Annotated in this window: 10 protein-coding genes; 6 read left to right on the top strand and 4 right to left on the bottom strand. The window is 54.3% G+C overall.

Annotated features, from left to right (window positions below; all coding sequences use genetic code 11):
• Positions 1-11: 11 nt before the first annotated feature.
• From B5G37_RS11450 to pflA, 6 genes are all read left to right on the top strand, one after another.
• A complete protein-coding gene (locus B5G37_RS11450) occupies positions 12-4,886 on the top strand; it encodes a chitobiase/beta-hexosaminidase C-terminal domain-containing protein (RefSeq protein WP_087257606.1) in 4,875 nt (1,624 codons plus the stop codon).
• A 113-nt stretch (positions 4,887-4,999) separates the two neighbouring features.
• Complete coding sequence (locus B5G37_RS11445; protein ID WP_242962877.1) at positions 5,000-5,959, top strand: iron ABC transporter permease; 960 nt, start codon at positions 5,000-5,002, stop codon at positions 5,957-5,959.
• A complete protein-coding gene (locus tag B5G37_RS11440; RefSeq protein WP_087257602.1) occupies positions 5,949-6,725 on the top strand; it encodes an ABC transporter ATP-binding protein in 777 nt (258 codons plus the stop codon). Before B5G37_RS11445 ends, B5G37_RS11440 begins: the two co-directional genes overlap by 11 nt.
• A 22-nt stretch (positions 6,726-6,747) precedes the next feature.
• Positions 6,748-7,149: a YbaN family protein gene (locus tag B5G37_RS11435; protein WP_087257599.1), complete on the top strand. Its 402-nt coding sequence runs from the start codon at positions 6,748-6,750 to the stop codon at positions 7,147-7,149.
• Positions 7,150-7,286: 137 nt separating this feature from the next.
• The gene (pflB, locus tag B5G37_RS11430) at positions 7,287-9,539 is read left to right on the top strand and encodes a formate C-acetyltransferase (protein ID WP_087257596.1); all 2,253 of its coding nucleotides are present in this window, start codon (positions 7,287-7,289) and stop codon (positions 9,537-9,539) included.
• An 85-nt stretch (positions 9,540-9,624) separates the two neighbouring features.
• Positions 9,625-10,392: a pyruvate formate-lyase-activating protein gene (gene pflA / locus B5G37_RS11425; RefSeq protein WP_087257593.1), complete on the top strand. Its 768-nt coding sequence runs from the start codon at positions 9,625-9,627 to the stop codon at positions 10,390-10,392.
• A gap of 161 nt (positions 10,393-10,553) precedes the next feature.
• On the opposite strand, the gene B5G37_RS11420 is transcribed toward pflA, so the two are convergent.
• The 4 genes from B5G37_RS11420 to B5G37_RS11405 form a co-directional block, all read right to left on the bottom strand.
• Positions 10,554-10,811: a helix-turn-helix domain-containing protein gene (locus B5G37_RS11420; RefSeq protein WP_087257591.1), complete on the bottom strand. Its 258-nt coding sequence runs from the start codon at positions 10,809-10,811 to the stop codon at positions 10,554-10,556.
• Entirely contained in the window at positions 10,808-12,538 is a 1,731-nt protein-coding gene (locus B5G37_RS11415) for a type IV secretory system conjugative DNA transfer family protein (protein ID WP_087257646.1), read from the bottom strand. The genes B5G37_RS11420 and B5G37_RS11415 overlap by 4 nt, the downstream gene beginning before the upstream one ends.
• A 59-nt stretch (positions 12,539-12,597) precedes the next feature.
• Complete coding sequence (locus B5G37_RS11410) at positions 12,598-13,509, bottom strand: DUF3991 and toprim domain-containing protein (protein ID WP_087257588.1); 912 nt, start codon at positions 13,507-13,509, stop codon at positions 12,598-12,600.
• A gap of 12 nt (positions 13,510-13,521) precedes the next feature.
• Positions 13,522-14,268 (bottom strand): tetratricopeptide repeat protein (locus B5G37_RS11405; protein ID WP_143482937.1); only part of this gene is annotated, 747 nt, incomplete at its 5' end.

Raw genomic sequence — 14,268 nt, 5'->3', positions numbered from 1 at the left:
GAGGCAAGATCATGACAACAACCAAACAGACATGGGTCAAGCGCAGCTTGGCCATGTCCTTGGCTTCGGCCCTCACGTTGGGCCTGGCTACACCTCCGGTGTGGGCGGCTTCTCCGTCCACTCCAGAATTTGAAACCAATGCCACTTACCAAGTGGATGTCCAGATGCGCAAGCCTGACGAGGAAGGCGGATGGAACAGCAGTTTCTACAGCCATCTTCAGCGCACGGCCACTGTGACCACAGATTCCGATGGCAATCCCACCTTGGAGCTCCGGTTCCCTGAAGTGGTCGTCTGGGCAGACGACTATGAGACATCGGAGACCCAGTGGGTTACTGGCGTGCAGGTTTATGAAAAGGATAGCACCGACCCTGTTGCACTGGAATTTAATGAGGTGTCCTTCACGGAGGGATATTATACCATTCGTGGCGAAGCCACATTTGTGCTACCCTACTGGGACAGTAATGAGTACACAGGTACTGTGACCCTCAACAACGAGACCCAGAGTGACATGGTGCTCACGGTGGACTGGTCCACGCTGGAGCAGGTGCTGCCTGAGGCAGCAGTTCCGGAGATCACCCCCAGTGGAGCAGATTTTGAAACCTCCCAGGAGGTCACCATCACCTGTGACACTCCGGGGGCAACCATTCTCTACACCACCGACGGCAGTGACCCGTCCTATTCTTCCGGCTATCAGACGGGAGAGGTGTACAGCGAGCCCTTTACAGTAACCAGAACCACCACCGTCAAGGCGATTGCCTACGTTCCGGGTGAATATGATCCCAGCGCTGTGGTGTCTGCCGACTTTACCCGTACCACCATGCCTGAACTGGTGCCTGGCCAAGAGTATGCGGTAACCATCTCGGTGGATGACCCTCAATGGGAGCTGACCAGCTACGTACACACTCAGGCCGTGGTCACTGCAGACCAGAATGGAAGTCTGACCATGAAACTGACCTATCTCCAGGATTGGCAGGGGAATAAGGTCTCGGCACTGAGCATGTATCAGGTAGAGAATCCGGACGACCCACAAGACCTAACAGCTTTGGAGATTGTTCCCGCGTCTGGAGAAGTGGGATATAAAACCATCAGCGGCATTTCCAACATTGTACTGCCCTATTATGGCGTAAAGCAGAACTATTCCGGAACTTATCAGCTGAGTAATGGAACTTGCGGCACATACACATTGTCCGTGCAGTGGGACACTGCCCACCAACAGACTGCCTCTGTGGCCACACCGGTTATCTCCCCCAACGAAGGCTCTATTTATGAGGAGACAGAGGTGACCATCACCTGTGATACCCCGGATGCCACCATCTACTACACCCTGGACGGCACCACACCCACTCAGGAGAGCACCCAGTACACTGGCCCCTTTACCATTAACCAGACGACCACGGTCAAAGCCATTGCAGTAAAAGATGGTATGGGAAGTAGCTTTGAGGCTACTGCTACCTACACCTGGAGTTTGCTGGGCCAGTTCACCGGTGCCGAGATCCAGCCCAAGGATGGATACACCACCCTCACCCTGAATACTGAGGATACCCGTTACGGTGATGCCATTTGGAGTGACCAGATGTCCAGCCCTCAGTATTTTGTCCGGGTTACCCAGGGGGACCGGGAGGAGAAGTTTGTCTATAACGGCGGCGTGGGCGGCTTTGCCCTCAAGCGGGTTGATGATGGCGTGCAGATGCTGCTCAACTTCGATTCTGAGACTTGGGATCTTTCCCAGCCCATTACCCTGGACATAGTGATGGAGGGTTCCAGCACCAAGCACGTGGTGCTGGATGCCAGCAACCTCGACGAAGTTACCTTGACTCAAGAGGATCAGTCTGCCGATGCAACTGGTGGTGCGCAAATTTCTGCCAGTGAAATGAAGCCGGGGCAGACGTACACCGCCACCTTCCAAGCCTTCCGCATTGACGATGGGGTCACTGAGTCCATGCTGGCTGGCTTCTTTGATCCCTATGTGGAAATCAAGGTGGCCCAGGACGGTACTCTCACCGCCTCCTTTTACAACACCGTGTTCGCTCACTCCATGCTGGACTTTGCCATTCAGAGCAGTGATGGCACCTGGAAGGGCGCCATCACCGACGGCTCCCGTGTCCCTGAGACGGACGCTTCCGGGAAAGTGGTAGCCGCTGTGTACACCTTGCCCATCTCCGCATTGGACAGTGGTTATATGGTGGGTGCAGTCAATGTACAGGCTATGGGCGGCTCTGAGGCTATGAACGGCATGTATGATCGATACACCCAGGTGAAGCTGGTATTTGACACCACCGTCACCGAGGGCTTTGAGGGCTTCCAGATCAAAAACTCCGGCTTCACCCAGGCTAAGCTTATCAACCGGGCGCTGATGACCGTTACAGGTCTGGACATGGACGGAGATGGCTATGTCACCACTCAAGAGCTCAACGACTTCCGATTTGCGGAAGGTAGGAAGAGCCTGGATTTGAGTTCCAGCACCCTGATGAACGCCTACGGCGTCTTTGATCCGTTCAAGATTCAAGATATTTCATGGCTTGCTGATTTGGGGGACAAGTCCCTGGAAAGCATTAACTTTAACGGCAACAGCATTTCTGAAATTCATGATGAGTTCCTCGGCTTTACCCAGCTCACCAGCCTAAACCTGTCCGCCAACTGTATTTCCACCATTGATGACGATGCCTTCTCCCAGCTTTCCTCCCTGAAGGATATGAAGCTGGCCAGCAACCTGCTTACTGTCATCAACGACAAACTATTTGCCGGCCTCAGCCAGGTAGGTGCCGGGGAAGACGAGTACATTCTGGATTTGGAGAATAACCGGATCTCCTCCATTGCTGCCGGTGCCTTTGATGATATGGAACATGTCACTGGTCTGTATCTGGCTCGCAACCAGCTGGTGAAGCTCAACGCCAATGCACTGCCTCAGCGGGAGACCTTTACCTGGCTGTCTCTCACCGACAACCAACTCATCCAGGTTCCTGAGGGGATCAACCAGCTGTCTGGCATTACCGACTTGTACCTCAACCAAAATGATATTGCTCAGTTGGGCAGCGATTTGGATGGGATGCTTGCCCTGGAGACCCTGAATCTCAGCGATAACCTGCTGGAGGAGGTCCCGGCCAGTCTGGTAGAGACCAATCCCGCCCTCTCCTCTCTGGATCTGTCTAAGAATAGTTTGCGTACCCTGCCTACTCCGTTGCTGGCCAAGGTAGCGGAAGGAGGCTATGGATTTGCCAGCGCCTTTGAGTACAACTCTGTGGACCTGTCTACCTGTGATCTCAGCGGCTTTACCCAGGAGCAGATTGCAACCATTCAAAAGGCCGCAGGAGAATATCCCTCCAAGCATCACCTGGGGCTCACCCTGGAGGTGGGGGAGGGAACCTTGAGCTATCAGTCTCAGTTGTCCGCCTTCGATTATTACTATTGGGCTTTGTGCAAGGGCGGCTATGTGTCTTGGGAAATCGAAGACAAGCTGCAAGAAGTGTTGGGCAAAACCTCCATTGACACCGTGGAGGAGCTGCTAAAGTTCCAGGCTGTGGATTTGCCCGACTTCTCTCAAGAGTCTATCAAGGGCTCCATTCTCACAGATAAGACCGGTACTGTGGATGCCTTCACAGTGCGCACCGATGTACAGGAGCTTCGCAACGGCACCTGGTACACCCTCAGCACCACACAGGTCAGCCAGGATGAGGATGCTTGCTCCGGCACCTTCCAGCAGGAGGGAATTACCCCTGAAGGCCGTTACCGTTTGGTCAAGACAGTGTCTGGCACCAAGGCAGAACATCGCATTGTGGTTTATTCCGGCACCGGAACCGGGGAAACTCCGGATCAGGATGTGCTGGAGGATGGCATCTATTCTGTAAAGGTGGACATGTACCAGACTGACCGCAGCAAGCTGTCCATGTCCAACAATGCCATCAACCACACTGTAAAGCTGGAAGTGGTAGACGGAGTCTATTATGTGACCCTGGACTTCAAGGGCATGGCCATTGATAATCGCTTTGGCTACCTGTCCACCCTGTCCTACTACGATGAGGGCTATGTGTACAGCCAGTATGGCAGACCCCAGGGAGATCTGGTGTTGGCCGAGGTGCTCTCCACACAGAAGAATGCCGACGGCAGTGATGTCATCGACCAATACAACGATGCCAACCACCTATATCCCGACCAGGTGCGCATTCGCCTGGTGTCCACCGCCATTGCTGACCGGGACGGCTTTGTGCCCCTGCATGTCTTCGTGCCCATTATGGAGGCCATCAGCGCCGGTACTGGTGATCAGGATGTGTTGATGAAAGTTGACTGGTCTAGCCTGGAGAAGACCACTGAGGATGACCCTGACTTCCAGCCGGAAGAGCCGGTGGAGCAGTCTCCTGCTGTGAATTATACGGATGAGAAGACCGGTGTCACCATCTGGGCTGACAAGGGAGTGTTTCCTGCAGGCGTGGGCTTTGAGATTACGCCCATAACCTCCGGCAGCGAGTATTCTTCCGCTGCCTACGCTCTCCAGGAGGTTGGGAAGAAGTTCAAGCTCTACCAGGTGAAATTTGTGGGTGCCAATGGGGAGCAGGTGGCACCCAATGGAACGGTCTCCATTGGTTTCCCCATTCCGAATGGATATGCGGACCAACAAGTAGCTGTGTATCGCATGGCAACGGACAATAAAGTGCTGGTTCGTGGTAGTTTGCGAGATGACTATTATACGGTCATAACCAAATCTGCCGGAGCCTATGCACTGGTGGAAAAAGGTAGCACCATCACCGATGCGGAAAACACTGCTCAGGTGGGTGACGTCCCCCAGACCGGAGATTCCGCCCAGTTGCTTCCCCTGGTGGGAGTAATGATGAGCTGCGGCCTAGCTCTGGCAGGATGCACCGTATACGCTGCCCGTAAACACAAGGGCTGATACCACAGTAAAGGCCGGGATGCCGTACTTCGACATCCCGGCCCTGCCTGCTTTATCTCATGGAAGGAGGTCTACTCGTCTTGATCAGCAGAAAAAAGATCATTGTCTCTTTTATGGGAACTGCTGTGCTGCTGGTTGGGCTGTTTCTCTTTGCAGTCAACACCGGCAGCTTAAAGGTCACCCCTGTGGAGCTGTTCCGAGGACTCTTTGTGGTCTACAATGAAAACGTGGCCACCATTTTCGACTTGCGATTTCCCCGTATTTTCATTGCCATGTTCGGCGGAGCTGTTATGGCGGTGTCCGGCGTGCTGCTGCAGGCGGTGCTGAAAAACCCGCTGGCGGACCCCGGCATCATTGGCATCAGCTCCGGTGCCAGCCTGGTGGCGGTGCTCATCACCGCCTTTTTCCCCGCACTCTACTTTTTTACTCCGCTGTTTGCCTTTCTGGGTGGTATGCTTGCCTTTTTCCTGGTGTACTCCCTGTCCTGGAAGGGGGGGCTGTCCCCGCTGCGTATCATTTTGGTGGGCGTGGCGGTGAACGCCATGTTCTCCGGCCTCGTGAGTGCCTTCAACTCCGGCACCGGAAGCAACTATTCCGGGGTGGCCAGCATTGTCAACGCCAATATTACCATGAAGACATGGAGCGACCTGCAAACCCTGCTCCTCTACGGGTTGGTGGGACTGATTGCCTCTTTCTTTGTGCTGGGACAGTGCAACCTGCTGGCTCTGGAGGACAAAACTGCCCGAAGCCTGGGGGTCAATGTGAATCGGAGCCGGATTGTCATCTCTGTCATTGCCGTGCTGCTGGCGGGGATTGCCACCGCCGTCATCGGCCCCATCAGCTTTCTGGGTTTGATTGTCCCCCACATTGCCCGGCTTCTGGTGGGCAGCAACCATAAAATTCTGGTGCCCTACACCATCCTGTTGGGAGCATTCACCCTGCTGCTGGCTGACACGGTGGGGCGTACCATTGCCGCACCCTACGAGATCAGTGCATCGGTGATCATGTCTGTGGTGGGTGGCCCCTTCTTTATCATTTTGCTGAGGAGGTCCAGACAGAGCTATGGTCAGTGATATTTTTACCGTCAAAAACCTATCCTTTGCATACGGAAAGCACCAAGTGCTCCAAGGACTGGACTTTTCTCTCCGTGAGGGGGAAATTACCACTCTGATTGGCGCCAATGGCTGTGGAAAATCCACCCTATTCAATTTAATGACCAAAAATCTGAAACCGGATCAGGGGGAAATCCAGTTCCGGGGGCAGGACATCGCCCATCTTCGGCTGAAGGACTTTGCCAAAGAGGTGGCCATCGTCCACCAGTACAACACCGCCCCCCCAGACCTGACCGTAGAGAAGCTGGTGGGATATGGTCGGACCCCCTACCATACCCTGGGTCTGTCCGGCGACCCCCAGCAGGACGAGGAGAAGATCCGCTGGGCTCTGGAGATCACCCAAACGGTCAAACACAAGGACAAGCCGGTGGCAGAGCTGTCCGGCGGCCAGAAGCAGCGGGTGTGGATTGCCATGGCCCTGGCCCAGGATACCAAGGTGCTTTTTTTGGACGAGCCCACCACCTATCTGGATGTGCGCTACCAGCTCCAAATCCTCAAACTGATTCAAAAATTAAATCGGGAGTACGGCATTACCATTGTGATGGTGCTCCACGACATCAACCAGTCCTTGTATTACAGCGATGAAATTGTGGCTATGAAGGGCGGGAAAATCATTGCCCAGGGGGTACCGGAGGGCATTTTGACCGGGGAACTGGTCAAAGAGGTGTATGACGTGGACTTGACCATCCAGAGCGTGGACGGAAAGCCCTTTGTGATTCCGGTGTAAGGAGGAAAGGGGAGAGACCTCCATGAAAGTAAAACGACTGTTTTTTCTGGTTCTGGGCTGTGTCTGTCTGGGGCTGGGGTGCATTGGCGTTGTGCTGCCTATACTGCCCACAGTGCCGTTTTTCCTGGTTACCGTATTCTGCTTCGCAAAAAGCTCCCAGAGACTTCATAGCTGGTTTGTGGGGACGCAGCTTTATCAAAAGCATCTGGACTCCTTTGTGAAGAAAAAGGGCATGACAGTACAGACAAAGGTTGGCATCATGGTGCCTGTGACACTTCTGATGGGAATTGGTATCTTTATGATGCTACGAGGTGGAATTGTGATTCCCAGTATTATTTTGGCCATTGTCTGGGTGTGCCATGTTATCTACTTTGTCTTTGGAGTGAAAACGATTGTGACAAAGTCAGATCGTGCGGTCAAATGAAATTATTTGTGCAACGCCTTGACATTCTATAAGGCAATGTGGTACTGTACTCTTGTCAGTTAGCTAAGGCTAACTAGCGTGCAGTTGATGACATTACACATTTTGATGTAGTCCGCAGTTCGTGAAAGGAGAACGTCATGACAGATTATAAGCAGTGGGAAGGTTTTGAAGGCCGTATCTGGAAGGAAGAGGTCAATACCCGCGACTTTATCCAGAAAAACTATAAGCCATATGATGGGGACGAGGCTTTTCTTGTTGGCCCTACTGAGGCGACAAACAAATTGTGGGAGGCTTTGCAGGTTTTGCAGAAACAAGAGCGTGCCAAGGGTGGCGTGCTGGATATGGAGACCGAGGTTGTCTCTGGCCTGACTGCATATGGCCCTGGGTACATTGACCCTAAACTCAAGGACTTGGAGCAGGTGGTTGGTTTGCAAACTGACAAACCACTCAAGCGTGCGTTTATGCCTTATGGTGGCATCAAGATGGCAGAACAGGCGTGTACCACCTACGGCTATACCCCCAGCGAAAAGCTGCATGAGATTTTCACCCAGTATGCTCGTACCCATAACCAGGCAGTATTTGATGCATATACCCCTGAAATGAAGAAGGCCCGGCATAGCCACATCGTCACGGGCTTGCCTGACACCTACGGCCGTGGCCGTATTGTGGGAGATTACCGCCGTGTGGCGCTGTATGGCATTGATTTCTTGGTCCAGGAAAAGCAGAAAGATCTGGCCAACTGCGGCGACGGCACGATGCTGGATGACGTGATCCGGCAGCGTGAGGAGATTGCGCTGCAAATCCATGCGCTGAAGGGTATGAAAGACATGGCCGCCGCATACGGCTATGACATCTCCCAGCCTGCCGCCAATGCCAAAGAGGCCGTCCAATGGCTGTATTTCGGCTATCTGGCCGCAATCAAAACGCAGAATGGTGCGGCTATGAGTGTGGGCCGTGTCTCTACGTTCTTGGATATTTACATTCAGCGGGACATGGAGCGGGGCGTTCTCACGGAACGTGAGGCCCAGGAACTCATTGATCATCTGGTTATGAAGTTCCGTATGGTCAAGTTTGCACGTATTCCCAGCTACAATCAGCTGTTTAGTGGTGACCCGGTGTGGGCCACTCTGGAAGTGGGTGGCATTGGCATGGATGGCCGTTCCATGGTCACCAAGACAGACTTCCGTTTCCTGCATACGCTGGAAAACATGGGGCCTGCTCCCGAGCCCAATATGACGGTCCTGTACTCTTCTGCACTGCCCAAAGCATTCAAAGATTATGCTGCTCGTGTCTCCATTGATACCTCCTCGGTCCAGTACGAGAATGACGACGTGATGAAGCCGGTTTGGGGAGACGACTACTCCATCTGCTGCTGTGTGTCTGCCACGCAGACTGGCAAGGAGATGCAGTTCTTTGGGGCTCGTGCCAACTTGGCCAAGTGTCTACTGTACGCCATCAACGGTGGCATGGACGAAAAGTTGGAGGAACAGGTGGGCCCGGCCTACGCCCCCATCACCAGTGAGTATCTGGACTATCAAGAGGTCATGCAGAAATACGACGTGATGATGGACTGGTTGGCTGGTCTGTACGTCAACATTCTCAATCTCATTCAGTACATGCATGATAAGTATTACTATGAAGCGGCTGAGATGGCCCTCATTGACACCGAAGTGCGCCGTACCTTTGCCACAGGCATTGCTGGGTTCAGTCATGTGGTTGATTCCCTGAGTGCGATTAAGTATGCCAAGGTCAAGTGTATCCGCAACGAAAAGGGGTTGGTGACCGACTACGAGGTGGAGGGTGACTTCCCCAAGTACGGCAACGACGATGACCGTGCAGATGACATCGCTGTCGAGCTGCTGCGCAGCTTCCTGGAGAAGATCAAGCGCCGCCACACCTATCGCAATTCTGAGGCAACTACCTCCATTCTGACCATCACCTCCAATGTGGTGTACGGCAAAGCTACCGGTGCCATGCCGGACGGACGCAAGGCATACACGCCCTTTGCTCCCGGAGGCAACCCCAGCTATGGGGCTGAAACCAATGGCCTGCTGGCCTCCTTGAACTCGGTGGCTAAGCTGCCCTACCACTGGGCGTTGGATGGAATCTCCAACACCCAGACCATCAGCCCTGAGGCGCTGGGTCACAGTGAGCAGGAGCGGGTGGAGAATCTGGTCCAGGTCATGGATGGATATTTTGACCAAGGTGCCCATCACTTGAACGTCAATGTGTTCGGTGTGGAAAAGCTGATGGATGCCATGGAGCATCCTGAGAAGGAAGAGTACAGCAACTTCACCATCCGGGTATCGGGATATGCAGTCAAGTTCATCGATCTGACCCGTGAGCAACAGATGGATGTGATTGCCCGCACTTGCCACAAGGTCATGTAATCTGATAAAATGATTTTGAAACCCGCGGCTGCTTGTGCGGCCGCGGGTTTTTCACACAACGATGTATATGAAGGAGTGGACTACTATGGCGCAAGATGAACGGATTGGATATGTCCATTCTGTTGAAACATTTGGTTTGGTGGATGGGCCTGGAGTTCGATATGTGATTTTTATGCAAGGATGTGCTATGCGCTGCCAATACTGTCATAATCCTGAAACCTGGACCTTTACCCAAAGCAATGGGAAAACGCCCCAGGAAGCCTTTGATGCGGCATACCGTTATCGAAATTACTGGCGTAACAACGGTGGCCTGACCATCAGCGGAGGTGAACCTCTCTTGCAGATGGACTTTGTCAGCGAGGTGTTCCGTTTAGCCCATGACAAAGGGATTCACACGGCACTGGACACCAGCGGACAGCCGTTTTCTCCTGACAATGCCCGTTGGATGACCCGGTTCGATGCACTGCTGGAGCATACAAGCCTGGTGATTTTGGATTTGAAGGAAGTGGACAACCAAAAGCATCGTGCCCTGACCGGTCACGACAACACTAATATTCTGGAAATGGCACAATACATTGCCAGAAAAGGAATTCCCCTTTGGATTCGCCATGTACTGGTTCCCGGCCTGACAGATGATACCGAAGGCCTTCGTCGTCTGAATGCGTTTATCAGGACATTGCCTACCGTGCGACGGGTAGAAATTTTGCCTTATCACACCTTGGGTACGTTTAAATGGCAGAACCTAAACATCCCATATTCTTTGGATGGTGTCCGGGTCCCAACTGAAGAAGAAATTCAGGCCGCTGAGGAACTTTTGCATGTGAGAGAATACCAGGATGCACCCAAACGGTGAGTTTGAAATGGGTTGTTGCGTAGTCGTGTACCGTGTAAATGCATCCTCTGAACTAATACTCAGTTAGAATGAGTTCTTCTGGGCGGTCCACCATGAACCACCCCTGGGTCCAGCAAACGGGCGCAGCTCTCCCTTGGTGGAGAGCTGCGCTTTTTGCGGCCTTATCGGACGGTGTATAGATTGGAGGTAGAGCTACCGTTGGCTCGATGCCTAGGCGTCTTCTCCAGATATCCGTGCTGCTCCAAATCATGAAGCGCCCGCTTCACCGTGGAGCGGGACAACTTCATGTCCGACGCAATGGTGTTGATACCCGGCCAGCACTTGCCCTCGGCATCGGAGCGGTCCCGCAGGTACATATAAACCGCCTTAGCCCGAGAGGGCAGTTCGGTGTCTGCATAAATGGTTCCGAAGTAACTCATATCTCATCGTCTCCAAACGCTTTCGCGCGGCTGGATTTCCTCTTGACCGCAGTTTGGTTCCAGGTTGCATCCTGGCCCACGAACTTGTTGGACTGGGGGAGGTTCTGTTCCAGATCCACACGGTTGGCATAGGCCACCTCTCGATTGGCTCGCTCCGGCACAGTATACGGATCCCCAAAGGTAATGCCCCACTGGAGAAACAGCCGCAGCTGGGTCCGCATGGGATGGGTACCGGTCTTCGTCACAATGAAGCTGCCCTTGGGGATGGATTTCAGCTCGTCCGGGGTGAGAAGGGCACGCTCCATCATCTGCAAACTCTGACTAGGGTCATTCTTGCCACGGCTCACGGAGCCGGACAGGACGGTGCGGCTGCCCAGGGCTTTGGACAGCACTTCTGCGGTCTGGCTGTTGGGGGCAAAGCCACCGAAAATGGTGTCCTGGCAGTTGTCGGCTATAATTTCGCAGCCCCCTTTTCCGTAGTTTTTCTCCAGCTGTGCAAGGGATTGAATGATGGGTACTAGGGTGAGACGGCGGGAGCGGCCAGCAGAGAAGAGGGGCAGAATGTCAAAGGGGGGCATGGTGCCGAACTCATCGCAGAACAGCACCACCCGATTTTTTAGCTTGCCGCCGTTTTCGTCTGCCACAGCAAACAGTTCCCGGCTCAAGTTCTGGATCATCAGTCCTGCCATGAAGTTCTTGGTGGTGTCTTCCTCGGGGAGAATGAGGAAGATGGCAGACTTTTGAGAGGCAAACTGCTCGGCATCCATGGCACTGTCAAAGCAAAGAATCTGCTCCAGCTCAGAGTCCAGAAAGGCATTCAACCGGGATAGCACCGTGGACATGACGGAGGCCATGGCCTGATCGGCGCTGTTGAGAGCGGCACCAGCAAACCATCTGGCCTTGTGTTCCGGGGGCAGCTTTTCCATCAAAATCTGAAAATGGCTTTTGCCTTTGGTTCCGCTGGGTTCCAGAAGATCCTGGACCAGCTTGAACACTGAAACAATATGTCGGCGCTCCTGGGAATGCTTTGCATCGGGTGGCAGGAATTCAGCCAGCATCAGGATGACCGAGGTGAGCAGCCCTTCAGCGGCATCGTAGAAGAAGGCATTTTGACCTCGGTTGCCGTCATCACCGTCTGGGTTGACGATGGTCTTGGACAAAATCTTGGCGTACTTTTCGGCCTTGGCCCGGGCCGCCAGGTTGCTTGGCTCCCTTCGGGCCATGTCCATGTATCGGTTGACCAGGGTCAGCAGGTTGTTACCATCCGAGCGGGTGGGGTTACGCAGGTCGATGACAGAGACGTGATACCCATAGCACTCCTTGGCGATAGTCCCATAGTTCCGAGCCAGGTCACCTTTGCTGTCCAGAGCCAGCCAGCTCATGCCGCTGGCACAGGCGTATTCCAGGTTGGGGTAGAGAAAGTAGGCAGTTTTACCGATGCCGCTGGCGCCAATCATCAGGCAGTGGATGTCATCGCTGTCCACCAGGGCTATGGGCTTGTTCTTCTTGCCTTTGCATCCCAGCACCAGTCCCTGCTGGGTAGGACGGTTTCGTCCGCTGCGCCACTCCTTGACCTGGAAGGGGATGTGGGCATAGGTCTTTTTAATCTCTTTGGGTGTGGCCCACCGGGCAGTGCCGTGCTGGCCGTCACCCACCGTTCGGGACTTGATGCCGTTGAGGGTGTAGTGGTGGGAGAGAGCGGACAGACCGCCGATGACCAGCACCATGACGAGCCCTAGGATGATGAGAGGGGCGACTTTGGATGACTGGATGGTTTCCACGAAGTTTAGCCAAAAGTTTGGCACAAGGGCATCACCTCATTTCTCGGTTGGGTCTGTGCGGTCAGGTCATCGTTCCAGTCCTTGCGTTCTGGAGTGAGCCGTTCCACGGTGTAGTTCTCCTCCAGCTGTGTCTTCATGCGCTGGCTGGCTGCGTGTCCTGCTTCGTCGTTGTCCAGGCAGAGCAGGACGGTATCAAGTTGGGGCATCCGCTCCAGCATCTTCTCCACCGGCTGGATGGAAGTGCCGCAGCAGGCCACATAGCTGTGGCGCTGCCAGTCTGCCGGATGTAGGGTGATATAGGACAGCATATCGATGGGGGCCTCAAACACATAGAGGCTCCCATCACTGCCTACATGGTGAAAACTGTACCGGGGGTCACAGCCCTCTACGTTGAGCCGGAAGGCTTTGCCGGAGCTGTTGGTACTGCGCTTGTGGGCATGGCGGGGAACACCGGTTTCATCGGTGCCCACAAATACTGCGTTGTGGTACTTGGCATCTTCGTACAGAAGTTTCTCCCTGGCGAAGTACGCCACCACGTCTCTGGAAATGTTCCGGTGCTTCACCAGATAGGCATAGACCCTGCGCATATCGGAGTTGACGGGGGGCAGGGCAAAGGGCTTGGGTGATGCCTCCGTAGCTTTGGGAGCGCAAGGGTACATCTCATCCAGAAGCATGGTGACCGCCTCCGGGTAAGTACGATTGTAGAAGAAGCGGACGAAACTGATGGCATTGCCACCCTGACGACTGTCATGGTCAAACCACTGGCAACCACGAATGGTGACGCTGTGGTCCGAGGCCAGACGTTTGTCCCGACCGGAGGAGAGCAGTTTCTCACCTCTCTGCCGGAGGAAATATTCCAGGTCCACGGTGGCAGCCCGTTCCTTCTGTTCTTCTGTGAAGTGAATATAGGTTGACATGAGTTCCTCCTGTTACATGGTGTGCTGATAGGAGAGTGGCTCCTCGTGATCGTCTGCCTTGTGGCCTATGGCCATGCGCTTCTCTGTGAGCCGCCTTCGCCGCTTGGAGTCAATGCGAATGCCTGCCGGGTTGTAAGGCGGAACAGAGTTGTCCCGAAAGATCCTGCACATGTGGTGGAGGAGCCTCGTTGCGGCCAGCATCACAGAGGGATCACGGAACTGGTCCAGGCGGTCGAGGAAGAATTGAGCATACGGGTTGCCCTGGGATGCTGACCGGGACAGCCACTCCTGGGCCTGCTCTCGGTCCTGTGCTACATCCCTGCCCAGGAGATACAGCTTACCCAGGGTGTACTGTGCAAACTGATTTTCCTGTCCGGCTGCGGACTTCAGGTACTCCAGTGCTTTCCACACATCCTTGGGAACAGCTTCGCCGGTGAGGTAGAGCTTGCCCAGACGATACTGGGCGAACTGGTTTCCGTGATCGGATGCTTTGTCCAGCCACTGCACTGCTTCCGTTGTGCGCTTCTGGGTGAGGAGCAGTTTGCCCAGGGCGTATTCTGAACAGTCATTTCCCGCCTCTGCGGACAGCTGGAACCAATGCTCTGCCTTTTCGTGGTTCCGCAGGGTGGAGAGGGAGTCTCGAAAAAACTTGCCCAGCTGGTGTGCCGCTACGGTGTAGCCCTCATCCCAGAGTTGCTCCAACTCACCCACGGCTTGGGTGTGTTCTTCATCCAGCGCATAGATGTCCTGCAGGACATC

Source organism: Pseudoflavonifractor sp. An85, assembly GCF_002161235.1.
Taxonomy (GTDB): domain Bacteria; phylum Bacillota; class Clostridia; order Oscillospirales; family Oscillospiraceae; genus Enterenecus.
The sequence above is the reverse complement of the archived record's forward strand: the minus strand, read 5'-3'. Positions and strand labels throughout refer to the sequence as shown.